Raw genomic sequence first — 25,280 nt, 5'->3', positions numbered from 1 at the left:
GTCAATGATTGTCAAATTGTCCGGCAAAACATTGCTGCAGCGCAATAAGCGCAGCCCGATAATCGGCGGCGCCCGTGACCGCACTGACCACCGCGACGCTGCCGACGCCCGTCTCCAGTACGGCCGGCAACGCATCGAGCCCCACTCCGCCGATCGCGACGAGCGGCGCCCGCGCGCCCGCGAAGCGCGCGTAGCGGGCGATCCGCGCCAGCCCCTGCGGCGGCGCGGCGACGGCCTTGGTGGCGGTCGCGTAGACGGGGCCGAGCGCGAGGTAGCTCGGGCGCTCGTGCAGCGCCCGCAACATCTCGTAATAACCGTGGCTCGAAAGTCCGAGCCGCAGGCCCGCCCGCGCGATCGCGGCCAGATCGGCCGTTTCGAGGTCCTCCTGGCCGAGATGAACGCCGTACGCGCCTTCATCTACCGCGATCTTCCAGTGATCGTTGATGAACACGCGCGCATCGGGATAACGGCGCCCGGCTGCGACCGCACGCGCGATTTCGCGGCGCAGCGCGTCCGGCGTCGCGCCTTTCACGCGCAATTGCACGGTCCGTGCGCCGCCGTCGAGCACGCGTTCGACCCAGTCGGCGTCCGGTACGACCGGATAGAGGCCGAGTTGCGCGGGGCACGGCGCGAACGCCGGCTCCGGCGCAGGCGGCAGCCCCGCGACACGGGGGAACCGCGCGGCATCGACCGGCCACGCATCGGCTGTGCGCGTCTCGTCGCCGTCGCGCCACGCCAGCGCGAGCACCAGCGCGTCGACCGGCGCGAAGCCGCAATCGAGGAATGCCGCGAGCGCCGCGATCCAGTCGTCCGCGAGCGGATGCGCGGCATCGAGCGCGTAACGCGCACCCGCCGCCTGCAGCACCGCGCCCTGCTCGTCGAATTCGATCGCGACCGCGTCCGGCGAAGCTGGCCGCGTGGCGGCCGACGCGCGTGCCTGCCCGGTGCGGTCGCCGGCCGACACGATCAGCACGTCGCCGTCGGCCGGCACGTCGGGCGCCACCACGCAAAGCCGCCACGGCGCGGCGCTGTCCGGCCAGTCTCCGAGCCGCGCGCGAATCCGTTCGGCCGCTTCGGCCAGCTCGTCGGCCGGCGGCCAGAATGCCTCGGCAAAGCGCGCGCTCATGCGCCGCCCCCGTCCTGGTGCCAGAACGGCATCCCGACGACCGGCGTGCTCGCGTGCGCGGTTTCGCGCGCGTCCATCGGACCGGCCAGATACGCGGCACGCCCGGCCTCGACGCCCTGCGCGAACGCCCGCGCCATGATTTCCGGGTGCGTGGCCTGCGACACGGCCGTGTTCAGCAGCACGCCGTCGAAGCCCCACTCCATCACCTGGCACGCGTGCGACGGCACGCCGAGCCCGGCGTCGACGATCAGCGGCACGTCCGGCAGCCGCTCGCGCAGCACGCGCAGGCCGTAAGGATTCACGACGCCCTTGCCCGTGCCGATCGGTGCGCCCCACGGCATCAGCGCCTCGCAGCCGACGTCGAGCAGGCGCCGGCCGATCACGAGATCCTCGGTGCAGTACGGCAGCACCTTGAAGCCGTCCTTGACCAGTTGCGCGGCGGCTTCGATCAGCCCGATCGGGTCCGGCTGCAGCGTGTAGTCGTCGCCGATCAGCTCGAGCTTGATCCAGTCGGTGCCGAATACCTCGCGCGCCATGTGCGCGGTCGTCACGGCCTCGGCGACGGTCTGGCAGCCGGCCGTGTTCGGCAGCAGCGGCACCGCGTGCCGCTTGAGCAGGTCGAAGAAGCCGGCTTCGGCGGTGCCGCCCGTCATCTGGCGGCGCAGCGCGACCGTCACCATCCCGGGGCGCGACGCGGCGATCGAATCGGACAGCGACTGCAGCGACGGATAGCGCGACGTGCCGAGCAGCACGCGGCTTGCGAAGGTTTCGCCGTACAGCGTCAGCGCGTCGGCGGAAGTGAGGGACGTCATGTCGTTTTCCTGGAAGAGCGGGGACGAACCGGCGGCGTTCAGCCGCCCGCGACGGGGTGCACGACGTCGAGCTTGTCGCCCGTCGTCAACGCGCGCGCCGCATGCTGCGTGCGCGCGACGAAGTTGCCGTTCAGCGCGACCGCGTAGGGCGGACGGGCGCCGTACGCGGCGAGCGCGTCGGCCACCGTCGCACCGTCGGGCAGCGTCAGGGTCTGTTGGTTGATCTGGATATCCATGAGACTCGGTCGGATTCGGTCGGCAGCGCGCGTCAGGCCGGCTGGCGCGCGTCGTTGCGGTGATGAAGGAGCGTCGGCCAGCGCGCGGCGTCGCGCCACGCGGCGAACGCGTCGGCATCGCCGAACGCGCCGCCGAGCGCGGCTTGCGCGAACGAGACGGCCGCATGCGCGACTTCCGGCGCGATCATGAAGCCGTGCCGGTACAGGCCGTTGACGGCGAGCGTCGACGCGCCGTCCCAGATCACCGCCGGGCGATGATCGGGCAGCGTCGGCCGGCACTGCGCATTGAGTTCGAGGATGCGCGCCTCGCCGAACGCCGGATGCACGGAGAACGCCGCGCTCAGCAGTTCGAGCGCGGAGCGCACGCTGACGGGCGACATGTCCTCGCCCTCCACCTCGGTCGCGCCGATCACATAGAGATCGTCCTGCTTCGGCGCGATGTACAGCGGGTAGCGCGGATGCAACAGCCGCACGGGCCGGGTCAGCCCGATGCCGGGCGCATGCACCCGTGCGACTTCGCCGCGGATCCCGCGCAGCGCGGGCAGCGCGGGTTTCGCGCCGAGCCCGCGGCAATCGATCGTGAAATGGGCAGCAGGCAGGTTCGCGTCGTCGATCGCGACGTGCCAGTGCAGGTCGACGGCGCGTTCGGCGAGGCCCGCGGCAAGCGCGCGCAGCGCCTGGCGGTTGTCGAGCTGGCCTTCGCGCGGCAGCAGCAGGCCGCGTGCGAAACGGCCCGCGAGCGTGGGCTCGGCCGCATCGACCTGCGCGCCGGCGAGCGTCACGAAGCCGCCGTCGAACAGGTCGGCCGGCGCGTTCGCACGCACGCGCCGCTCGAACAGCGGCGCCTCCGCGCGGTCTGCGTGATGCCAGACGACGAGCGTGCCGTGATGCTGGAAGAAGACGGGCTCGGGCAGTTCCGCGAGCCACTGCGGCCAGCGCGCGAGCGACGCGGCGCCGAGCTCGGTGATCAGCAGTTCCGCGCTCGCCGCTTCCGCGAGCGGCGCGAGCATCGCGGCCGCGATCCATGCGGCCGACTGCTCGCCGTCCGGGCCGCCGCGATCGTAGAGCGCGACGCGATGTCCGTCACCCGCGAGGCGCCAGGCGATCAGGCGGCCGACGAGGCCGCCGCCGAGCACCGCGAAATCGGGCCGTGCATCCTGGAGGTTCATCGCGCGCCCTCCATGCGGGCGCGCACGACGAACGTCGACGCGCACGCGCCGCCACGTGCGAACGCACGCGACATCGGGCCGGGAATCAAGCAAAAGACTGAAGATTGTGCGGTCATCATTCCTTCCGTAACGCGCAAAGCGCGTACCCAAAAGGACGAAACCGGCAGCAAAGGCCGGCCGGGCTGGACTCGGGCGCTGACCATGTGGGATGGCGGCCAGCGCGGCCCGGCGGGATCAGAAACTTCCCTCGCCGGTATTACCCGGATCGGGTGCAAAGGGTTTTTCTCAGCCTCGTCGCGCTGCCCGGAACATCCGCTGGCCGCGCCACAAAGCACCCCTGTTTCGTCGTCGGCCATTAGACCATAAAAGCGGAAAGCGCCGCAAACTGTCCCCCGTGCGGCAAATTCGCCGTCGGCCCGTGCCGCTCTGGCACAATGCCCGCAGGCCGGCCGCCGCCAGCGGCCGGTTGCCGCGTCACCGCCGGCCCTTAAGTGCCGTTTAAGACGCGCGGGCGACCATCCGTGCGCCCGCCGTCCGTCGGCGCCGCGCCCCGGCATGCCGTATCGCGGCGCGCGCCCGGCTTCGCCCGGCCCGCGCGCCGGCTACTCATCAGGAAGCACATGACCCAATCGATCGATCCCGTCCGCTCCGCCTCCGACGCGCCGCAGGACGAGCGCCCGGTATCCGCATGGAGCCTCATCAAGCCCTACTGGGTATCGTCCGAATGGAAAATCGCGTGGGGCCTGCTGGTCACGATCATCGCGATCAACCTCTGCGTGGTCTGGATCAACGTCCGGCTCAACAAGTGGAACGCGCAGTTCTACAACGCGTTGCAGTCGAAGGACGTCCACGACTTCCCGAACCTGCTGATGCAGTTCTCCGCACTCGCCTTCGCGTTCATCATCCTCGCCGTGTACGGCCGCTACCTGCGGCAGATGCTCGGCTTCCGCTGGCGCCAGTGGCTCACCGACCGCTTCCTCGGCCAGTGGCTCGGCGATCGCGCGTTCTACCGGATCGAGCGTGACCGCCTCGCGGACAACCCCGACCAGCGGATCACCGACGACCTCCAGTCGTTCGCGACCACGACGCTCGCGCTGTCCCTCGACCTGCTGTCGACGGTCGTCACGCTCGTGTCGTTCATCACGATCCTGTGGTCGCTCGCCGGCGCGCTGACGTTCACGCTCGGCGCGACGCCGATCACGATCCCCGGCTACATGGTGTGGGCGGCCGCGCTGTACGCGGTGGTCGGCTCGCTGATCATCCAGAAGGTCGGCCATCCGCTCGTGTCGATCAACTACCAGCAGCAGCGCGTCGAAGCCGATTTCCGCTTCGGGCTGATCCGCGTGCGCGAGAACGCCGAGCAGATCGCGTTCTACGACGGCGAGAAGACCGAGACCGGCAACGCACAGACCCTCTTCATGCGCATCCGCGACAACTGGTGGCGCGTGATGAAGTACACGAAGCGGCTCACGTTCGTGCTGAGTTTCTACGGGCAGATCGCGATCATCTTCCCGCTCGTCGTCGCCGCGCCGCGCTATTTCGCGGGCGCGTTCTCGTTCGGCGTGCTGATGCAGATCTCGTCCGCGTTCGGCACCGTCAGCGATTCGTTCTCGTGGTTCATCAACAGCTACTCGACCCTCGTCGAATGGCGCGCCACCGTCAACCGTCTGCGCGAATTCAAGCGCGTGATGGGCACGTCGCACCTGAAGGAAAGCCTGTCGCCCGCGACCGAGCACGGCGGCATCAACCTGCACTACATCGACGGCGCGAAGCTGTCGACGTCGTCGCTGAAGCTCGCGCTGCCGAACGGCAACGCGCTCGCGAACATCGGCAGCCTCACGATCGAGCCCGGCTCGCGCTGGCTCGTGATCGGCAAGTCGGGTTCCGGCAAGAGCACGTTCATGCGCGCGCTCGCGGGCCTGTGGCCGTTCGGCGACGGCGCAATCGATGCGCCGGTCGGCGCACGGATGATGTTCGTGCCGCAGACGAGCTACCTGCCGATCGGCACGCTGAAGGCCGCGCTCACCTATCCGGCGACGCCCGACACGTTCAGCGACGAAGCGTGCCGCGATGCGCTGCGCGCGTGCCGCCTCGAGGATTACGTCGAGCGCCTCGACGAGACCGCGCACTGGACCCGCGTGCTGTCGCCGGGCGAGCAGCAGCGTCTTGCCGGCGCGCGCGTGCTGCTGCACAAGCCCGACTTCCTGTTCCTCGACGAAGCCACCAGCGCGCTCGACGCCGACAACGAGGCTCGCCTCTATCACCTGTTCGCCGAACGACTGCCGAAGGCCGCGATCGTCAGCATCGCGCACCGCGAGTCGCTGGCCGCGTTCCACGTCGGCACGATCAACGTCGAGCGCGTGAACGCCGGCGACAAGGTCGCCGCGTGAGCCCCCGCGCCGCGCACCTCGAACGCATCGCGCTGATCACCGGCGCCGGCTCGGGGATCGGCGCGGCGCTCGCACGGCGGCTCGCGGCGCCCGGCATCGCGCTGGCGCTGCATGCCCGCGGTGCGGACGAGGCGGCACGGGCACGGCTCGCCGACGTGGCGCAAGCGTGCACGGCAGCCGGTGCGGAATGCATCACGCTGACGGGCGATCTCGGCGAACCGGGCGTGGCAGCCACACTCGTCGATACCGCCGCCACGCGCTTCGGCGGGCTCGATCAGCTCGTTGCAAACGCAGGCTTCGCCGCGCGGCAATCCTTTTCCGGTCTCTCCGCCGACGCGCTCGCATCCGCCTTCTCGGCCATGCCCGGCGCGTTCTCCGCGCTCGCAGGCCGCGCACGGCCGCTGCTCGAAGCGTCGGCCGCACCGCGAATCGTCGCGGTCAGCTCGTTCGTCGCGCACCGCTATCGCGCCGACGCACCGTTCGCGGCGACCGCCGCCGCGAAGGCCGCGCTCGAATCGCTCGTGCGCTCCGCAGCCGCCGAATTCGCCGCACACGGCATCACCGTCAACGCGGTCGCGCCCGGCTTCACGCGCAAGGACCACGGGCCGAGCGCCGGCAACGCCGCCGCGTGGGCCCAGGCCGAACAGGCGACTCCGCTCGGACGGATCGCCGAACCCGGCGACGTCGCCGCGCTGATCGCGTTCCTGCTGTCCGACGCGGCGCGGCAGATCACCGGCCAGGTCATCCACGTCGACGGCGGCCTGACGCTCTGACGCGTCGCCCCGCTTTCCTGCTTTCCTGCTTTCCTGCTTTCCTGCTTTCCCGCCCTCCCGCCCTCCCGCCCTCCCGCTTTCCCGCTTTCCCGCACGAACCCGCACGCGCCTTTTTGGCGCGCGGGGTCGCGACCGTAAAATAACCGTCACGCGGCAGCGCGAGACGAGACAGGACGAGAGGGGGCGGCAAGCATGCAGGCATTCCAGTGGTTCAACGAACTGTCGACGCGCGAGCGCCGGACGCTGTACGCCGGCTTCGGCGGCTACGCGGTCGATGCGTTCGACTTCATGATCTATTCGTTCCTGATTCCGACGCTGATCGCCACCTGGGGCATGACGAAAAGCGAGGCCGGGATGATCGCGACGAGCTCGCTGATCTCGTCGGCGATCGGCGGCTGGGTCGCCGGCATCCTCGCCGACCGCTACGGCCGCGTGCGCGTGCTGCAGTGGACGATCGCGACGTTCGCGCTGTTCACGTGCCTGTCCGGCTTCACGCATTCGTTCTGGCAGCTGCTCGCCACGCGCACGCTGCAGGGTTTCGGCTTCGGCGGCGAATGGTCGGTCGTGACGATCATGATGGCCGAGACGATCCGCTCGCCCGAGCACCGCGCGAAGGCCGTCGGCACCGTGCAGAGCAGCTGGTCGTTCGGCTGGGCCGCGGCCGCGATCCTCTACTGGGCGTTCTTCGCGCTGCTGCCCGAGCAAGTCGCGTGGCGCGCGTGCTTCTGGATCGGCATCGCGCCCGCGCTGTGGATCCTGTACATCCGCCGCAACGTCAGCGATCCCGACATCTACACGGCCACGCGCCGCGCGCGCGACGAAGGCCGCGTGTCGGGCCACTTCCTCGAGATCTTCTCGCCGCCGCACCTGCGTGCGACGCTGTTCGGCAGCGCGCTCTGCACCGGCATGCTCGGCGGCTACTACGCGATCACGACGTGGCTGCCCACCTACCTGAAAACCGTTCGCCACCTGTCGGTGTTCAACACGAGCGGCTACCTCGTCGTGCTGATCGTCGGCTCGTTCGTCGGCTACGTGGTCGGCGCGATCCTGTCCGACCGGCTCGGTCGCCGCGCCTCGTTCATCCTGTTCGCGATCGGCTCGTTCTCGCTCGGCATGGCGTACACGATGCTGCCGATCACCGATACCGCGATGCTGCTGCTCGGCTTTCCGCTCGGCATCGTCGTGCAGGGCATCTTCGCGGGCGTCGGCGCGTACCTGTCGGAGCTGTACCCGGGCGCGATCCGCGGCTCGGGCCAGGGCTTCTGCTACAACCTCGGCCGCGGGCTCGGCTCGTTCTTCCCGATCCTCGTCGGCTCGCTGTCGCAGTCGATGTCGCTCGTGAAAGCGATCGGCCTCGTCGCGGGCGGCGGCTACCTGCTCGTGATCGTGGCCGCGCTCGTGCTGCCCGAAACGCGCGGCAAGTCGCTCGTCGACGATACGGCCGTCGCGTCGTGAGCCACCGCTTCGTTCCGGAAACCGCATGCACGTGATCGTTCTCGGCGCCGGCGTGATCGGCGTCACCACCGCCTGGCAGCTGCGCGAAGCAGGCTGCGACGTCACCGTGATCGAACGCGAAGCCGATGTCGCGCAGGCGACGAGCCTCGGCAACGCGGGCGTGATCGCGCCCGGCTACGTGACGCCGTGGGCCGCACCCGGGATGCCCGGCAAGATCCTCAAGTACCTGTTCAAGCCCGCGTCGCCGCTGATCTTCCGGCCGACGTTCGATCCCGCGCAGTGGCGCTGGATCGCGCGCTGGCTGCGCGAATGCGAGTTCGAACGGTTCCGCGTGAACAAGCAGCGGATGCAGCGCATCGCGTATTACAGCCGCGCGTGCCTGCATGCGTTTCGCGACCGTCATCCGTTCGACTACGGCGCGAGCCGCGGCTACCTGCAGTTGCTGCGCGGCGCATTCGACGTCGAGATGGTGCAGCCCGCGCTGAAGGTGCTGCGCGATGCCGGCATCGCGTTTCGCGAACTCGACGCGGCCGGCTGCACGGCGATCGAGCCCGGCCTGCGCTGGGCACGGCAGGCTCCGGTCGGCGGCATCTACCTGCCCGACGACGAAGCCGGCGACTGCGCACGCTTCACCCGCGAGCTGAGGGTGCTGTGCGAGGCGAACGGCATGGCGTTCCGCTTTCGCACCGAGATCCGCGCACTCGATGTCACCGGCGGCAAGGTGCGCGGCGTACGAATCGATTCGCGCGAACAAGGCGTGGCGGCACAACGCGATGCCCTGCTCGCCGCCGATGCGATCGTCGTCGCACTCGGTGTCGACAGCGCCGGCCTGCTGCGGCCGCACGGCATCGACGTGCCGCTGTATCCGGTGAAAGGCTATTCGGCGACGCTCATGGTCGCCGACGACGAAAAGGCGCCGCACGCCGCGCTGATGGACGAATCGCTGAAGACGGCGATCACGCGCTTCGGCCCGACGCTGCGTGTCGCAGGCACCGCGGAACTCGGCAACCGGCATGCCGCGCTGCGACAGCAGGCGCTCGACACGCTGATGAAGGTGCTCGACGACTGGTTCCCGCACGCGGCCGATCGCACCTCGGCGCGCTTCTGGGTCGGCCGCCGGCCGATGACGCCCGACGGGCCGCCGCTGCTCGGCGCGAGCGGGATCGACGGGCTCTGGCTCAACGTCGGCCACGGCTCGACGGGCTGGGCGATGTCGATGGGGTCGGGAAAGGTGATCGCGGATCTCGTCACCGGACGCGAGCCGGAGATCGACCTGTCGGGCCTGACGCTGGCGCGCTACGGCCGCTAGGCGCCGGCGTTGCCGTCCGCATGCACGATCGGCGCCGACACGATCGGCCGGTGCGACACACCCTCGTGCGACAGCCGGCTTTCGAACAGCGTCAGCGCTTCGACGCGCAGCACGACCTGCCGCCCCGGCGCGCCGCCGTGCGCGGGCTGGCCGACCGCATCGTGCGGCAGCCGCGCCAGCGTCACGTGCGGCCGGAACGGCCGCCGGTCCGCCGGCACGCCGAGTTCGCGCAGCAGCGCCGCCAGCCCCGCATTCAGCGCGACGCACGCGGGATCGGCTGCCAGCTCCGCGACGATCAGCCTCGCGCGCGGCAGGCTCGGCCACCACGCGATCCGTTCGACCGGCAGCAACGGCAGCACATGCGCGGCGGCGAGCGCGGGCAGGTGCGCGGCCAGTGCGTCGCACCGTTCCCGCTCGATCGCGCCGATGAACGCGAGCGTCATGTGCAGTTGCGCGGGCAGCGTGCGCCGCGCGCCACGGGTGACCGGCAACGCGTGCAGCGCGTCGCGCGACACCGCATCGGGCATCAGCGCGACGAACGCACGGAGCCGGTCGCCGTTCATGACTCGCTCGCGGCGGCACGCGGCGCGTTTGCCGCGCCGGCCGAAGCGGCCGGACGCTGCGGCAGCGGCCCGTGTTCGCCCCACACGTCGGCCGGCAGCACGCGCGCGAGTTCGGGGATCGTGTTGCGCGTGAACACCGGATCGGCGACCCCGGCCGCGCGCTGGCGACGATAGTCGGCCCATGCCGCATGCGCATACTTGCCGAGCGCGAGGATCGCGATCAGGTTGATGATCGCCATCAACCCCATGCTCGTATCGGCCATCGCCCACACGAGCGGCAGTTGCCCGACGCTGCCGAACATCACCATCGCGAGCACCGCGACGCGGAACAGCGGCAGCACGCCGCGCCGCTTCGTGATGAATTCGACGTTGCCTTCCGCGTACGCGTAGTTGCCGATCACCGACGAGAACGCGAGGAAGAAGATCGCGACGGCCATGTAGATGCCGCCCCAGTCGCCGACGTGGCTCGAGATCGCACGCTGCGTGAGTGCCGCGCCTTCCATCCCGGTGCCGAGTTCGTACTGCCCCGACAGCAGGATCACGAACGCGGTCGCACTGCAGATCACGATCGTGTCGACGAACACGCCGAGCATCTGGATCAGCCCTTGCGTGACCGGGTGCCGCGTGCTCGCGGTCGCGGCCGCGTTCGGCGCGCTGCCCATCCCTGCTTCGTTCGAGAACAGCCCGCGCTTCACACCGATCGCGATCGCCTGGCTGACCGCGTAGCCCGTCAGGCCGCCGGCCGCCTGCTCGAGGCCGAACGCGCTCTTCACGATCAGGGCGATCACGCCCGGCACCAGCGCGATGTGCGTCGCAACCGCGTAGACCGCGAGCGCGAGGTAGCCGATCGCCATCAGCGGCACGATCACCTGCGCGACCGTCGCGATGCGGCGGATCCCGCCGAAGATGATCGGTGCGGAAAGCAGCACGAGGCAGAGGCCGACCGTCTCGCGGCTCCAGCCGAACGACGTATGGAACGCATCGGCGATCGCGTTGGCCTGCACCGCGTTGAACACGAAGCCGAACGCGAGGATCAGCGACAGCGAGAACAGCACGCCGAAGCCGCGCGAGCGCAGGCCCGTCTGGATGTAGTACGCCGGGCCGCCACGGAAGCTGCCGTCCGGGTGCGACACCTTGAAGATCTGCGCGAGCGTCGCCTCGACGAACGCGGACGACATGCCGACGAGCGCGGTCATCCACATCCAGAAGATCGCGCCCGGCCCGCCGACCGTCAGCGCGACCGCGACGCCGGCGATGTTGCCGGTGCCGACGCGGCTCGCGAGCCCGGTCGCGAACGCCTGGAACGACGAGATGCTGCCCGGCTCACCCTTGCTGCCGACCAGTTTCATGCTGAGGAACAGCGCCTTCAGCTGGATCATCCGGAACCGCAATGTGAACCACGCACCGGCGCCGAGCAGCAGCGCGATCAGCACGTAGTTCCACAGCACGCCGTTGACGGCTTCGATCAGCCCTTGCACGAATGCTTCCATCCAGAGTCCTTGTAAATAGGGTCAGTCACATGCAGCCACCGCAAATGCGGCCCGAGGGGCGACATGATATGACAGTTTTCAAGGATTATTACAAAACGAAAGGAATTGAGATGGCGAAAAATCGCAGCCGGATGTCATCAGGTTAGACGACGCTTCACGAAAATGCGTGGCGCCGGCGCGGCGATCCTGCCCGGCCCGGGCACCGGCTCACGGCCACTCGGCAGGACAATCCGGACGTCGAAATGTCTTTCGGATGCCGCTCGCCCGACACCAGACCGGACACTGCCCGGAAGGCCCGAACAGGACGCGAGGGGATGCAGCTTCACCGACCAGAGAAGTATCCGGACCCGCTCATGATCTCAACCCTCACCCGCTATGCCGGTCGACTCGCGCTGATCGTCGTCACCGCAGCCGTCGTCCTCGTCTTGCTGTTTCTTGCCATCGTCGTGATTGCACGATACGAACCGGACGCTGGATATTGCCCCGACGCGCCCCTCCCGTCGCTCGAAGCAAGCATTCTCGTATTCGCTGACGAGCAAGGCATGCGTCCGGACGAAATCGAATTCGTCGGCATGCCTCGTTACCATGCCGACAAGCACGGCTGGTGGGGATTCGACCTGAAGTATCGCGAAACAAGCTATGTGGCCACGATCGATTGCGACCGTCGCGTCACGGGCTTCGGGAAGTTTCAAATGCTGCCGCTCGAACCGGCCGGGTCGATGCCGCGAGGCCATTCGTCCGCCGGCAACGAACCGCGCGCGACCGATCCCGCCGCGGGCTACCGATGATCCCGCGAGAGCGGCGCGCCGGGCGACCGTGCCTTCAACGCGTCAGGCAATCCGCCATTCGACCGGGATGTCGAAGACCAGCCCCGACAATCCGCTGGCGAGCAGGATGCGCGCGAAATGCGACCAGGCAGGGTCGACGGCCGCAAATTGCGCGTATTGAAGGATCTGCTTGGCGATCATCTCGAGCCGCAGGCCGGCCGTGGGCAGCACGTCGGGCTTCAGCAGCGGCGGATTCAACGGGCCTAGCGCCGCGACCTGAACGCCCATCGACATGCTGATGCGCGATGTCTCCGAAAGCGTGCTGCCGCGGCTGCCCCAATGCAGCACGGACTGGCTCCACATCATCAGGTCGCCGGCGGCGCCGGGAAGCGCGCGGATATCCCGCACATCGAAACCGCCCTGCGACACGCGGTCCGTTCCGTGGTCGGGATCGCGATGCTTCGGCAGCAGCATCACGCACCCCGTGGTCGAATCGACGGATGTCAGCGGCATCCACAGCGACAGCGCGCCGGCGCGCCCGTCCGGCAGCAGCGATCGCGCGCCCGCGTCGCGGTGCATGCTCCAGCCGGCCTGCCCTGCCTTCGCACTGACGTGCCACGCCCAGAAATCCGGCATCAGCATGAAATCCATCGTGCCAAGCGCCGCCGCAACCACCTTCTGCAGCCGCCAGTAGGTGAGCCAGAATTCGTCGCACACGAACGCGAACACCGGCGGAATGCCGGCCTGCACTAGGCTCGTCACCATGTCGCGCATCGCGGCAACCGGCAACGTCTGCCGCACGTCGTCGGCCGGCGTGAACTGCGCGAAACCCTCCAGCGTCATCCGTGCGCCGATCGCTTCGGCGACGTGCGCGTCGATTTCGATCTGCCGGTGCTGCCCGACGAATGCATGATCCTCGACATGAAGGCTTCGCCCGCATGACAGCATCAACGCCACGACGTCCTGCAGCCGAACGCGCCGGCCGTCGGCCGTAAAACATGAGCGGGTGATTTCCGGGGCGATTTCTCGAAACATGGTGTGCACGACGCGATCGTAGTTTGGGCGGGAGTCGGCCGTCGGCCCTGTTCCGCGCATGTTAAGCGGCAACCGGCCGGCCGTGCACGTAAAAAAACCGGGCGCCCTGTCGGACGCCCGGCTTTAGTCGAAACCTGCCCGCGCTTCAGCTCAGCGCGGCAGTTCCGAATGCCCCATCAGGTACGCATCGACCGAACGTGCGCACTGGCGGCCTTCGCGGATCGCCCACACCACGAGCGACTGGCCGCGACGCATGTCGCCCGCCGCGAACACCTTGTCGACCGACGTGTAGTACGAACGATCGCCTTCGGTCGCCGCACGCGCGTTGCCGCGCGCATCCTTCGTGACGCCGAACGCGTCGAGCACCGGCGCGGCCGGCTGCGTGAAGCCCATCGCGAGCAGCACGAGGTCGGCCTTCATCTCGAATTCGGAGCCCGGCACTTCCTGCATCTTGCCGTCCTTCCACTCGACGCGCACCGCGACCAGCTTCTCGACCTTGCCGTTCTTGCCTTCGAGGCGCTTCGTCGCGACCGCCCAGTCACGCTCGCAACCTTCGTCGTGCGACGACGACGTGCGCATCTTGATCGGCCAGTACGGCCACACGAGCGGCTTGTTTTCCTCTTCCGGCGGCTGCGGCAGCAGCTCGAACTGCGTGACCTGCTTCGCGCCGTGACGGTTCGACGTGCCGACGCAGTCCGAACCCGTATCGCCGCCGCCGATCACAATCACGTGCTTGCCCTTCGCGAGCAGCTGGTCGACGAGCTTGTCGCCTGCATTCACGCGGTTCTGCTGCGGCAGGAAGTCCATCGCGAAATGGACGCCTGCGAGCTCACGGCCGGGCACCGGCAGGTCGCGCGGCGTTTCCGAACCGCCGGCGATCACGACGGCATCGAACTCTTCCTTCAGCGTGTCCGGCGAGATGGTTTCCTTCGCGAGGCTGCCGATCGACTCGGGCAGCGGATCCTTGCCGATGAACACGCTGGTGCGGAACGTCACGCCTTCCGCTTCCATCTGGCGCATGCGGCGGTCGATCAGCCACTTCTCGAGCTTGAAGTCGGGGATCCCGTAGCGCAGCAGGCCGCCGACTCGGTCGTTCTTCTCGAACACCGTCACGTCGTGGCCCGCACGCGCGAGCTGCTGCGCGGCGGCGAGGCCCGCGGGGCCCGAACCGACGACCGCCACCTTCTTGCCCGTCTTGTGCTCGGCCGGCAGCGGCTTCACCCAGCCTTCCGCCCAGGCCTTGTCGATGATCGCGTGCTCGATCGACTTGATGCCGACCGGGTCGTCGTTGATCCCGAGCGTACACGCCGCTTCACACGGCGCCGGGCAGATGCGGCCCGTGAATTCCGGGAAGTTGTTGGTCGAATGCAGGACTTCGATCGCCTGCTGCCAGTCCTGGCGATAAACGAGATCGTTGAAATCCGGAATGACGTTGTTGACCGGGCAGCCGTTGTTGCAGAACGGGATGCCGCAATCCATGCAGCGCGCGCCCTGGACCTTCGCGTCCGCATCGGTCAGTGCCGCGACGAATTCCTTGTAGTGCTTCACGCGCGTGAGCGGTGCTTCGTACGCCTCGTGGCGGCGTTCGAACTCCAGAAAACCGGTTGCCTTGCCCATAAGGTGCTCTTCTGTTCGGTGTATCGGGTGGGGGAGCCGCGCGCGGCAATCCTGCGCGCGCGGCATTCGCTATGTCGTTCGTCGCTCAGGCGGCCAGCACTTCCTTCGCCGCCTTCTTCGCACCGATCTCGCCCAGCGCTCGCTTGTATTCGTGCGGGAACACCTTCACGAACTGGCGGCGCGCCGCGTCCCAGTTTTCCAGCAGCGACTTCGCGCGCGGCGAACCCGTGAACTGGAAATGACGCTCGACGAGCCCCTTGAGCAGCGCTTCGTCCGTCGTGCCTGCGTGCCAGAGCGTGCGGTCGACCGTGCGCTCCTGCTCGGCCTGCTGCAGCACCGGCTCGAGCGCGACCATCGCCTTGTTGCACTTCGCCGCGAACGTGCCTTCCGGATCGTAGATGTACGCGAGGCCGCCCGACATGCCGGCCGCGAAGTTGCGCCCCGTCTCGCCGAGCACGACGACCGTACCGCCCGTCATGTATTCGCAGCCGTGGTCGCCCGTGCCTTCGACGACTGCCGTCGCGCCCGAGTTGCGCACGCAGAAGCGCTCGCCCGCGACGCCGCGGAAGAACGATTCGCCTTCTATCGCGCCGTACATCACCGTGTTGCCGCAGATGATGTTTTCCTCGGACTTGCCGCGGAAGTCGTTGGTCGGGCGGATGATGATCCGGCCGCCCGACAGACCCTTGCCGACGTAGTCGTTGCCGTCGCCGACGAGGTCGAGCGTCACGCCCTTCGCGAGGAACGCGCCGAAGCTCTGGCCGGCCGTGCCCTTCAGCTGGATGTGCACCGCGTCGTCGGCCAGGCCGTCATGGCCGTGCTTCTTCGCGATCACGCCCGACAGCATCGCGCCGACCGTCCGGTTCACGTTGCGCACCGGCTGGATGAACGACACATGCTCGCCGTTCTCGATCGCGGCCTTCGCCTTCTCGATCAGCACGTGGTCGAGCGCGCGCTCGAGGCCGTGATCCTGCACGTCGACGTGACGCGGTGCGACGTCTTCGCACTCTTCCGGCTGGTAGAACACGCGCGAGAAATCGAGGCCCTTCGCCTTCCAGTGCTCGATGCCCTTGCGCGTATCGAGCAGGTCGGCGCGGCCGATCAGGTCGTCGAACTTCGCGACGCCGAGCTGCGCCATGATCTCGCGCACTTCCTCGGCGACGAAGAAGAAGTAGTTCACGACGTGCTCGGGCTGGCCCTTGAACTTCGCACGCAGCACCGGATCCTGCGTCGCGACGCCGACCGGGCACGTGTTCAGGTGGCACTTGCGCATCATGATGCAGCCTTCGACGACGAGCGGCGCCGTCGCGAAGCCGAATTCGTCCGCGCCGAGCAGCGCACCGATCACGACGTCGCGGCCCGTCTTCATCTGGCCGTCGGCCTGCACGCGGATCCGGCCGCGCAGGCGGTTCAGCACCAGCGTCTGCTGCGTTTCGGCGAGGCCCAGCTCCCACGGCGTGCCGGCATGCTTGACCGACGACAGCGGCGAGGCGCCCGTGCCGCCGTCATGGCCGGCGATCACGACGTGATCGGCCTTCGCCTTCGCGACACCGGCCGCGACCGTGCCGACGCCCACTTCCGACACGAGCTTCACGGAGATGCTCGAGCTCGGGTTCACGTTCTTCAGGTCGTGGATCAGCTGCGCCAGATCCTCGATCGAGTAGATGTCGTGGTGCGGCGGCGGCGAGATCAGGCCGACGCCCGGCACCGAGTAACGCAGCTTGCCGATGTATTCCGACACCTTGTGGCCCGGCAGCTGGCCGCCTTCGCCCGGCTTCGCGCCCTGCGCCATCTTGATCTGGATCTGGTCGGCCGATGCGAGGTACTCGGCAGTGACGCCGAAGCGGCCCGACGCGACCTGCTTGATCTTCGAACGCAGCGAATCGCCGTCCTTCAGCGGAATGTCGCTGACGATCTCGTCGCCGATCACCGACTTCAGCGTCTCGCCCGACTTGATCGGAATGCCGCGCAGCTCGTTGCGATAACGCTTCTGGTCCTCGCCGCCTTCGCCGGTGTTCGACTTGCCGCCGATCCGGTTCATCGCGATTGCGAGCGTCGCGTGCGCTTCGGTGCTGATCGAACCGAGCGACATCGCGCCCGTCGCAAACCGCTTGACGATGTCCTTCGCCGATTCGACGTCGTCGATCGGGATCGCCTTGGTCGGCTCGACCTTGAACTCGAACAGGCCGCGGAACGTCATGTGACGCCTGGTCTGGTCGTTGATCAGGTGCGCGTATTCCTTGTACGTCTGGTACGAGTTGCTGCGCGTCGCGTGCTGCAGCTTCGCGATCGAATCCGGCGTCCACATGTGGTCTTCGCCGCGCACGCGGTACGCGTACTCGCCGCCCGCGTCGAGCATGTCGCGCAGGACCGGGTTGTCGCCGAACGCATCGCGGTGCAGGCGGATCGCCTCTTCCGCGACTTCGAACAGGCCGATGCCGCCGACCTTCGACGCCGTGCCCTTGAAGTACTTCTCGACGAGGTCGCTCGACAGGCCGAGCGCTTCGAAGATCTGCGCGCCCGTGTACGACATGTACGTCGAGATGCCCATCTTCGACATCACCTTCTGCAGGCCCTTGCCGACCGCCTTCGTGAAGTTGTAGACGGCCTTCTCCGGCGACAGGTCGCCCGACAGGCCCTCGGCCATCTTCGCGAGCGTTTCCATCGCGAGGTACGGGTGCACGGCTTCCGCGCCGTAGCCCGCGAGCAGCGCGAAGTGGTGCGTTTCACGCGCGGAGCCCGTCTCGACGACGAGGCCCGTGCTCGTGCGCAGCCCTTGCTGCACCAGGTGCGTGTGGATTGCCGACGTGGCGAGCAGCGCCGGAATCGCGACGTGCTCGGCGTCCGTCTTGCGGTCCGACACGATCAGCATGTTGTAGCCCGACTTCACCGCGTCGACGGCTTCCGCGCACAGCGACGCGAGGCGCGCCTCGATGCCTTCCTTGCCCCAGGCGACCGGGTAGCAGATGTTCAGTTCGTATGCGCTGAACTTGCCGCCGGTGTACTGGTCGATCGCGCGGATCTTCGCGATGTCCTTGAAGTCGAGCACCGGCTGCGACACTTCGAGACGCATCGGCGGGTTGATGTTGTTCGTGTCGAGCAGGTTCGGCTTCGGGCCGACGAATGACACGAGCGACATGACCATGTTTTCACGGATCGGGTCGATCGGCGGGTTCGTGACCTGCGCGAACAGCTGCTTGAAGTAGTGATAGAGCGTCTTGTTCTTGTTCGACATCACCGCGAGCGGCGAGTCGTTGCCCATCGAACCGACGGCCTCCTCGCCCTGCTGCGCCATCGGCGCCATCAGGAACTTCAGGTCTTCCTGCGTATAGCCGAACGCCTGCTGGCGGTCGAGCAGCGCGGCGCCCTGCGTGCGGCCGGCCGCGACTTCCTCGGCCTTCGGCTCGATTTCGTCGAGCTTGATGCGCACGGCGTCGATCCAGCTCTTGTACGGCTTCGCGTTCGCGAGGTTGTCCTTCAGTTCCTTGTCGTCGATGATGCGGCCGTGTTCCATGTCGATCAGGAACATCTTGCCCGGCTGCAGGCGCCACTTCTTGACGATCTTCGATTCGGGGATCGGCAGCGTGCCGGCTTCCGACGCCATGATGACGAGGTCGTCGTCGGTCACGATGTAGCGCGCCGGGCGCAGGCCGTTACGGTCGAGCGTCGCGCCGATCTGGCGGCCGTCGGTGAACGCGATCGCGGCCGGGCCGTCCCACGGCTCCATCATCGCGGCGTGGTATTCGTAGAACGCGCGGCGGTTCTCGTCCATCAGCGTGTGCTGCTCCCACGCTTCCGGGATCATCATCATCACCGCATGCACGAGCGGGTAGCCGGCCATCACCAGCAGTTCGAGACAGTTGTCGAACGATGCGGTGTCGGACTGGCCCGGGTAGATCAGCGGCCACAGCTTCGGCAGGTCGTCGGCGAGCACGTGCGACGCGATCGCGCCGGTACGCGCGTTCAGCCAGTTCACGTTGCCCTTCACGGTGTTGATCTCGCCGTTGTGCGCGATCATCCGGTACGGGTGAGCCAGTTCCCACGCCGGGAACGTGTTGGTCGAGAAGCGCTGGTGCACGAGCGCGAGCGCCGACACGACGCGCGCATCCTGCAGGTCGCGGTAGTACACGCCGACCTGGCCGGCCAGCAGCAGCCCCTTGTAGACAACCGTGCGCGCCGACATCGACGGCACGAAGTATTCCTTGCCGTGCTTGAGCTTCAGCGCCTGGATGCGGTGGCTCGCCGTCTTGCGGATCACGTACAGCTTCCGCTCGAGCGCGTCCGTCACCATGATGTCCTTGCCGCGGCCGATGAAGATCTGGCGGATCAGCGGCTCGCTCGCCTTCACGGTCGGCGAAATCGGCATCGCATGGTCGACCGGCACGTCGCGCCAGCCGAGCACGACCTGTCCCTCGGCCTTCACCGTACGCTCGAGCTCCTGCTCGCACGCGAGACGCGATGCGTTCTCCTTCGGCAGGAAGATCATCCCGACCCCATATTCGCCGGCCGGCGGCAGATCCACGCCCTGCTTGGCCATTTCCTCGCGATAGAACGCGTCCGGAATCTGGATCAGGATGCCCGCGCCGTCGCCCATCAGCGGATCGGCACCGACTGCGCCCCGGTGATCGAGGTTCTCGAGGATCTTCAGACCCTGCTGAATGATCTCGTGGCTCTTCTTGCCCTTGATGTGAGCGACAAAGCCGACGCCGCAGGCGTCGTGTTCGTTTTGCGGGTCGTACAGACCTTGTGCGGCGGGCACCGCGGCGAGCGGCTGCTGGTGGTCGTTCATGGGGACACCGTCGTAAAGGGGGCCTGGAGGCCGTTGAACCGTTTTCTTGTTGCCGTCGATCCCGCTCCCGACGGGAGACGGCGCGGCCGACAGTGGTCGGGCGTGCTTCGCCCGGGCCACCGGAATTCGGAATATACGCGACGAATCAAAGGAATAGCAACAAAAACCGAGTGGTCGAACCCCAATTAAATGGATGCATCGATCTGGTGCCGTTTTATTGGGGCCGTATCATTTTGGTGCAAAAAGAAGCGGCGCCCGCAGCGCCGCTTCCTGACTCGCCTTTCCGGGATTACTGCTGGATCGGCGGCGTGTTCTCACGCACCTTTCTGGGGCGTCCGCGCGGCAGCGGCGATACGCGCCGGTTCGCGGTTCGCGCCGCCCACTCGCGGTAATGCTCGCCGCCGAGCACCCAACCCTTGAGCGTCGCTTGCTGCAACTGGTCGGCCTGCCGCTCGTCGAGCGGCTGCTCGCACAGCTCCTTGTACGCGCGCTGGCGGTCGAACGGCGTATTGCCGAGCGCCCAGTAGAGCGGATGGTCGGTGATCAGGCTGTCGACGGTGAGCCCGACGTGATGCCGGTAGCTCGACCAGCGATAGGCCTCGGGCGTCGCGACGAGCTGCGAACGCACCGGGCTCATCTCGACCACGCGGCTCCCGAGCAGGAAATAGCGCTCGCCTTCGATCACGGTCGCGCGATAGCGGCCTTCCCAAAGCGTGCCGCGCCGCGAATAGCGCCGGTTGAAATGCGCGACGTAGCGGCGACCGACGGCCTGCATCGCTTTCGGCAGGCTCGCCTCGTCGCTCGGCGTCACGAGGAGTTGCACCTGGCGCGGCAGCAGCACGTAGGCATGCACCGACAGGTGATGATCGCGTGCCGCGGCCTTCAGGCAATCGATGAAGAGTTCGTAGTCCTGGTCGTCGACGAACGCGGGTTGCTGATCCAGGCCGCGCAGTATCACGTGCTGCGGCTGGTCGGGAACGTAGAGTCGTGCTAACCGTGCCATGCTGAATGTCCGTTTGAACGCGTTAGGAAATACCCGGAGGTCCGAAAGTGCGCACCTGCGTAGAATGCCTGTCCCTGCGGTGCGCGTAAGCGTACGGTCGTGCGAATCCTAGGGAGAAAACTCTAACTTACGAGCTTGTTTGGTTTTAAACGCAGTCGTCATAATGAGCACGCCTTTGATCGGAGGAGACACAATGAAACGAAAACTGGCCATTACGGGGGCCGCAGCGCTCGCATTCACGTTGGCGGGCGGTACGGCACATGCACAATCCGCAGGTGATTTCTACGTCAGCACCGGCTGGCTGCACCTTGCGCCGCAGGACAGCAGCGACCCGCTGTTCCTGTACGGCGTAGGCGGCACGCCCATCAACCAGTCGGTTCCCAACACCGGTGCCGGCATCAGCGACGCCGACACGCTCGCGCTGGCGTCCGGTTATTTCTGGACCGACCACATCGCCACCGAGTTCATCGCCGGCATCCCGCCGAAGTTCGACATCACCGGCAAGGGCCAGTTCTCGAATTTCGGTACGCTCGGTCGTGCGTACCAGTGGAGCCCCGCGCTCCTCCTCAAGTACTACTTCAACGACGCCAACGCGAAGTTCCGTCCGTATGTCGGCGTCGGCGCAACCTATGTGTGGTTCACCGGCGCGAAGATCACGAACAGCGCGTTCGAGAACGGCGTGCTCGGCGGCCCGACCAGCGCGCAGACCAGCAACCAGTGGGCGCCCGTGTTCAACGCCGGCTTCACGTACAACTTCACGAAGCACTGGTTCGCCGGCTTCTCGATGTCGTACATCCCGGTCAGCGTGACCGCGACCTTCACGACGGCCCGCCGGACGCCGGTCGGGACGCTGACGGAAACGTCGAAGGCCCACATCTCGCTGAACCCGATCGTGACGTACCTGAACGTCGGTTACCGCTTCTAAGCGTAGTCGAATATTTGGGGAATGGTTAATCCTGCTGCAATTTGTAGCGGATTTTTCCTGGCGTAACGTCTCCACGATGCACAACGCCCCGGCGGAAATCCCGTCGGGGCGTTGTTTTTTCGCGTCAGTCGCGCTCCTGAAGCGGCATCGCCGGGCGCTGCCCGGCTGCTAGACGACGGCGATGTCGTCCAGCGCATCGGGGGCGATCAGGTCGATGCGGTCCGTGCAGATCGCATCGACACCCCAGCGCGCGAGTTCGCGCGCCCGCTCCAGGTCGTTCACCGTGTAAACCAGGATGCGCAGCCCGGCTGCCTTGATTGCGCGCACGAGCGGTTCGTCGAGCCGTTTGTGGTTTGCATGCAACGATACGCAGTCGAGTGCGCCGATCACCTGCGCATGCCAGTCGTCCGGCACGGCTTCGTAGAGCATCCCGCGCGGCAGCGTCGGCACGGTCGCGCGCGCCTGTTGCAGCGCATCGAACGAGAAGGACGACAGCAGCGGCGCAATGGCCGCGTCGCGCCAGTACGCGGCTGCGTCGGCCGCCACGCGCTGCCCCGTTTCCCGCTCGCGCCCCGGGCACGGCTTGATCTCGACGTTCGCGGCCAGCCCGTGCGCGATACAGCGCGCCGCCGCGGCTTCGAGCGTCGGCATCCGCTCACCCGCGAAGCGCGCATCGCGCCACGTGCCCGCGTCGAGCGCGGCCAGCGCCGCATAACGCATGCCCGCCGCCGCACCCACGCCGTTCGACGTGCGGTCGACCGTGTCGTCGTGCAGCAGGAACGTCACGTCGTCGGCCGACAGCTTCGCATCGAACTCGACCATCCGGTGGCCGCGCCGCGCGCCCTCGTCGAGCCCGGCAAGCGTGTTCTCCGGCGCGAGCGTGCCGCCGCCGCGATGGGCGACGACGCGCGGATAGGGCCAGTCGGTACGGATGGTCATCGTCGGTCTCTCGGCAGGTGCAGCAGGGTCAGCCGGCACGCTTGCCGGTCTCGGGGTCGAAGAAATGCAGCCGGTGCGCGGGCAACGCCGCCGCCAGCGCCGTGCCGCGCTCGGGGCGGTCCGCGTGCGGCAGGCGCACCGCGACGTCGTGATCGCCCCAGCGGCCGTGCACGAGATTGTCCGCACCGAGCAATTCGCACGAGTCGACCGGCAGCGTCGCCTGCGCGACGCCCGGCTGCGGCGTCATGTGCTCGGGACGCACGCCGAGCACCCAGTCGCGCCCGGTGGCGATCTCGGTGCCGATGCCGGGCGCGCCGGCAACCGGCAGCGCAGGGCCGCCGCCCGCAACCGTAAAGGTCGAACCGTCTTCCGACAGCCGGCCGTGCATCAGGTTCATCGCCGGCGAGCCGATGAAGCCCGCGACGAACACCGTCGCCGGCTTCTCGTACACGTCGACCGGCGCGCCGATCTGCTCCGCGTAGCCGCGGTTCATCACGATCACGCGCTGCGCGAGCGTCATCGCCTCGATCTGGTCGTGCGTCACGTACACGCTCGTCGTCGCAAGGCGCGCATGCAGCCGCTGGATCTCGAGCCGCATCTGCACGCGCAGCTTCGCGTCGAGGTTCGACAGCGGTTCGTCGAACAGGAACACCGACGGCTCGCGCACGATCGCGCGCCCCATCGCGACGCGCTGCCGCTGGCCGCCCGACAGCTCGCGCGGCCGCCGCGCGAGCAGCGGCTCCAGTTCGAGGATCTTCGCGGCTGCGGCCACCCGCGAATCGATCGTCGCGCGCTCGATCCCGCGGATCTTCAGCCCGTAGCCCATGTTCTGCGCGACCGTCATGTGCGGGTACAACGCATAGTTCTGGAACACCATCGCGATGTCGCGATCCTTCGGCTCGAGCGTATTGACGACACGCTCGCCGATCGAGATCTCGCCGTCCGTCACGGTCTCGAGCCCCGCGATCATCCGCAGCAACGTCGACTTGCCGCAGCCCGACGGGCCGACCAGCACGATGAATTCGCCGTCCGCAATCTCCACGTCGATGCCATGCAGCACGTGCTGCTTGCCGTCGTAGGATTTCCTGACGCCCTTCAAGCTCAGCGCAGCCATACCTGGTCCTTCTCCCGGTTACCGTCCATTGTTCACTTCTCGGAATCGACGAGGCCGCGCACGAACCAGCGCTGCATCGCCAGCACGACGACGAGCGGCGGAATCATCGCCAGCAGCGTCGCCGCCATCACGTATTGCCATTCGGTCGCGGCGTCGCCGCTCGCGATCATCGTCTTGATGCCCACCACCGCCGTCGACAGCGACGCTTCCGTCGTGATCAGGATCGGCCACAGATACTGGTTCCAGCCGTAGATGAACGTGATCACGAACAGCGCCGCGATGCTCGTCTTCGACAGCGGCAGCACGACGTCCCAGAAGAAGCGCAGCGGCCCCGCGCCGTCGATGCGCGCGGCATCCATCAGCTCGTCCGGCAGCGTCATGAAGAACTGGCGGAACAGGAACGTCGCGGTCGCCGAGGCGATCAGCGGCATCGTGAGCCCGGCGTACGTGTTCGTCAGGTGCAGCGTCGACACGACCTGCACGGTCGGGAAGATCCGCACCTCCACCGGCAGCATCAGCGTGATGAAGATCAGCCAGAACGCCGTGTTGCGGAACGGAAAACGGAAATAGACGATCGCGTACGCGGACAGGATTGACACCGCGATCTTGCCGACCGCGATCCCGAGTGCCATCGCGAAGCTGTTCACGAGCAGGCGGCCGAACGGCGCCGTCGTGCCGCCGCTGCCGTGCCCCCAGATGTATGCGATGTTCTCGAACAGGTGCGTGCTCGGCACGAGCGACAGCGGCACCGTGAACACTTCCTGCGCGTTCATCGTCGCCGCGCAGAACGCGACGTAGACGGGAAACACGATCAGCACGACGCCCGCGATCAGCACCGCGTGGCAGAACAGGTCGAAGCCCTTGCGATTTTCGATCATGCGTATTGCACCCTGCGTTCGACGAAGCGGAACTGGATCACCGTGAGCCCCACGACGATGATCATCAGCACGACCGACTGCGCGCCCGAGCTGCCGATGTCGAGCCCCTGGAAGCCCTCCGCGAAGATCTTGTAGATCAGCGTCTTCGTGCTCTGCGCCGGGCCGCCGCCGGTGGCCGCATCGATCACCGGGAACGTGTCGAAGAACGCGTAGACGAGGTTCACGACCAGCAGGAAGAAGCTCGTCGGCGACAGCAGCGGCAGCACGATGTTGAAGAAGCGCCGCACCGGCCCGGCACCGTCGATCGCCGCCGCCTCGATCAGCGAGCGCGGGATCGCCTGCAGGCCCGCGTAGAAGAACAGGAAGTTGTAGCTCACCTGCTTCCACACCGACGCCAGCACGACGAGGAACATCGCCTGCCCGCCGTTCAGCGCATGGTTCCACACGATGCCGCCCTTCGCGAGTGCATACGTGATCAGGCCGATGCTCGGGTTGAACAGGAACGCCCACAGCACGGCCGCGATCGTCGGCGCGACCGCGTAAGGCCAGATCAGCATGGTGCGGTACACGCGCGCGCCGCGGATCACGCGGTCGGCGCACGCGGCAAGCAGCAGCGACACGACGAGCCCGCATACCGTGACGAGCGAACTGAACACGAGCGTCGTGCGAAACGAATCGAGATACAGCGGATCGGCGAACAGGTTCGCGAAATTCGCGAAGCCGACGAATTCGCTCGACGTGCCGAACGCGTCCTGCATCTGCGTCGACTGCCACAGTGCGACGCCGGCCGGCCACAGGAAGAAGACAGCGGTGATCGCGAGCTGCGGTGCGATCAGCAGGTACGGCACCGGGCTCGTACCGAAACGGGAACGGGATTGCATCGCGGATAT

General features: G+C 67.5%; 20 protein-coding genes and 1 riboswitch. Of the genes, 6 read left to right on the top strand and 14 right to left on the bottom strand.

The annotated features are described in order from the left end of the window. Position 1: 1 nt before the first annotated feature. Genes thiE through AC5LXK_RS01855 form a run of 4 tightly spaced genes read right to left on the bottom strand, consistent with a single transcriptional unit; the run spans position 2 to position 3,343 of the window. A complete protein-coding gene (gene thiE, locus AC5LXK_RS01870) occupies positions 2-1,126 on the bottom strand; it encodes a thiamine phosphate synthase (RefSeq protein ID WP_493390078.1) in 1,125 nt (374 codons plus the stop codon). Beyond that, positions 1,123-1,938: a thiazole synthase gene (locus tag AC5LXK_RS01865; RefSeq protein WP_493390077.1), complete on the bottom strand. Its 816-nt coding sequence runs from the start codon at positions 1,936-1,938 to the stop codon at positions 1,123-1,125. The genes thiE and AC5LXK_RS01865 overlap by 4 nt, the downstream gene beginning before the upstream one ends. A 38-nt stretch (positions 1,939-1,976) precedes the next feature. Beyond that, complete coding sequence (gene thiS, locus AC5LXK_RS01860) at positions 1,977-2,174, bottom strand: sulfur carrier protein ThiS (protein ID WP_493390076.1); 198 nt, start codon at positions 2,172-2,174, stop codon at positions 1,977-1,979. Between the two features lie 32 nt (positions 2,175-2,206). Then, positions 2,207-3,343 carry an FAD-dependent oxidoreductase gene (locus AC5LXK_RS01855; protein WP_493390075.1) on the bottom strand — a complete coding sequence of 379 codons (1,137 nt, stop codon included), beginning with the start codon at positions 3,341-3,343 and terminating at the stop codon, positions 2,207-2,209. A gap of 225 nt (positions 3,344-3,568) precedes the next feature. Then, positions 3,569-3,692, bottom strand: a riboswitch (TPP riboswitch). Positions 3,693-3,963: 271 nt separating this feature from the next. Here AC5LXK_RS01855 and AC5LXK_RS01850 point away from each other — a divergent pair. The 4 genes from AC5LXK_RS01850 to AC5LXK_RS01835 all read left to right on the top strand — a co-directional run bounded on the left by AC5LXK_RS01850 (position 3,964) and on the right by AC5LXK_RS01835 (position 9,270). Next, positions 3,964-5,733: an ABC transporter ATP-binding protein/permease gene (locus tag AC5LXK_RS01850; RefSeq protein WP_493390074.1), complete on the top strand. Its 1,770-nt coding sequence runs from the start codon at positions 3,964-3,966 to the stop codon at positions 5,731-5,733. Beyond that, positions 5,730-6,506, top strand: coding sequence for an SDR family NAD(P)-dependent oxidoreductase (locus AC5LXK_RS01845; protein WP_493390073.1), 777 nt, complete (start codon positions 5,730-5,732; stop codon positions 6,504-6,506). Before AC5LXK_RS01850 ends, AC5LXK_RS01845 begins: the two co-directional genes overlap by 4 nt. 192 nt (positions 6,507-6,698) lie before the next feature. Beyond that, the gene (locus tag AC5LXK_RS01840; protein WP_493390072.1) at positions 6,699-7,961 is read left to right on the top strand and encodes an MFS transporter; all 1,263 of its coding nucleotides are present in this window, start codon (positions 6,699-6,701) and stop codon (positions 7,959-7,961) included. Positions 7,962-7,986: 25 nt separating this feature from the next. Continuing rightward, positions 7,987-9,270: a D-amino acid dehydrogenase gene (locus tag AC5LXK_RS01835; protein ID WP_493390071.1), complete on the top strand. Its 1,284-nt coding sequence runs from the start codon at positions 7,987-7,989 to the stop codon at positions 9,268-9,270. Here AC5LXK_RS01835 and thpR read toward each other — a convergent pair. Both thpR and AC5LXK_RS01825 read right to left on the bottom strand, forming a co-directional pair. Further along, positions 9,267-9,833 (bottom strand): RNA 2',3'-cyclic phosphodiesterase, encoded by a 567-nt coding sequence (thpR, locus tag AC5LXK_RS01830; protein WP_493390070.1) that lies wholly within the window; start codon positions 9,831-9,833, stop codon positions 9,267-9,269. The genes AC5LXK_RS01835 and thpR overlap by 4 nt on opposite strands. Further along, positions 9,830-11,323, bottom strand: coding sequence for an alanine/glycine:cation symporter family protein (locus tag AC5LXK_RS01825; protein ID WP_493390069.1), 1,494 nt, complete (start codon positions 11,321-11,323; stop codon positions 9,830-9,832). Before AC5LXK_RS01825 ends, thpR begins: the two co-directional genes overlap by 4 nt. A gap of 314 nt (positions 11,324-11,637) precedes the next feature. On the opposite strand from AC5LXK_RS01825, the gene AC5LXK_RS01820 reads away from it, so the two are divergent. Beyond that, entirely contained in the window at positions 11,638-12,111 is a 474-nt protein-coding gene (locus AC5LXK_RS01820; protein WP_493390068.1) for a hypothetical protein, read from the top strand. A gap of 42 nt (positions 12,112-12,153) precedes the next feature. Here the strand turns inward: AC5LXK_RS01820 and AC5LXK_RS01815 are convergent, their stop codons facing one another. From AC5LXK_RS01815 to AC5LXK_RS01800, 4 genes are all read right to left on the bottom strand, one after another. After that, positions 12,154-13,038 (bottom strand): phytanoyl-CoA dioxygenase family protein, encoded by an 885-nt coding sequence (locus AC5LXK_RS01815; RefSeq protein WP_493391171.1) that lies wholly within the window; start codon positions 13,036-13,038, stop codon positions 12,154-12,156. Between the two features lie 237 nt (positions 13,039-13,275). Next, positions 13,276-14,742 carry a glutamate synthase subunit beta gene (locus tag AC5LXK_RS01810; protein ID WP_493390067.1) on the bottom strand — a complete coding sequence of 489 codons (1,467 nt, stop codon included), beginning with the start codon at positions 14,740-14,742 and terminating at the stop codon, positions 13,276-13,278. A gap of 85 nt (positions 14,743-14,827) precedes the next feature. After that, entirely contained in the window at positions 14,828-19,531 is a 4,704-nt protein-coding gene (locus tag AC5LXK_RS01805; RefSeq protein ID WP_493390066.1) for a glutamate synthase-related protein, read from the bottom strand. Between the two features lie 289 nt (positions 19,532-19,820). Continuing rightward, complete coding sequence (locus AC5LXK_RS01800) at positions 19,821-20,534, bottom strand: transposase (RefSeq protein WP_493390065.1); 714 nt, start codon at positions 20,532-20,534, stop codon at positions 19,821-19,823. A 193-nt stretch (positions 20,535-20,727) separates the two neighbouring features. Between AC5LXK_RS01800 and AC5LXK_RS01795 the strand changes: the two genes are divergently transcribed. Then, positions 20,728-21,459 (top strand): OmpW/AlkL family protein, encoded by a 732-nt coding sequence (locus AC5LXK_RS01795; RefSeq protein ID WP_493390064.1) that lies wholly within the window; start codon positions 20,728-20,730, stop codon positions 21,457-21,459. A 168-nt stretch (positions 21,460-21,627) separates the two neighbouring features. Here AC5LXK_RS01795 and ugpQ read toward each other — a convergent pair whose 3' ends face one another. Genes ugpQ through ugpA form a run of 4 tightly spaced genes read right to left on the bottom strand, consistent with a single transcriptional unit; the run spans position 21,628 to position 25,271 of the window. After that, complete coding sequence (gene ugpQ, locus AC5LXK_RS01790; protein WP_493390063.1) at positions 21,628-22,398, bottom strand: glycerophosphodiester phosphodiesterase; 771 nt, start codon at positions 22,396-22,398, stop codon at positions 21,628-21,630. 28 nt (positions 22,399-22,426) lie between these two features. Then, complete coding sequence (locus AC5LXK_RS01785) at positions 22,427-23,512, bottom strand: sn-glycerol-3-phosphate import ATP-binding protein UgpC (protein WP_493390062.1); 1,086 nt, start codon at positions 23,510-23,512, stop codon at positions 22,427-22,429. A gap of 32 nt (positions 23,513-23,544) precedes the next feature. Beyond that, on the bottom strand, positions 23,545-24,390 hold the full coding sequence (gene ugpE / locus AC5LXK_RS01780; protein WP_493390061.1) for a sn-glycerol-3-phosphate ABC transporter permease UgpE: 846 nt from the start codon (positions 24,388-24,390) through the stop codon (positions 23,545-23,547). Then, positions 24,387-25,271, bottom strand: a complete 885-nt coding sequence (gene ugpA / locus AC5LXK_RS01775) for a sn-glycerol-3-phosphate ABC transporter permease UgpA (RefSeq protein WP_493390060.1) — start codon at positions 25,269-25,271, stop codon at positions 24,387-24,389. The genes ugpE and ugpA overlap by 4 nt, the downstream gene beginning before the upstream one ends. Between the last annotated feature and the right edge of the window lie 9 nt (positions 25,272-25,280).

Source organism: Burkholderia pulmonis, assembly GCF_984667975.1.
The sequence above is the reverse complement of the archived record's forward strand: the minus strand, read 5'-3'. Positions and strand labels throughout refer to the sequence as shown.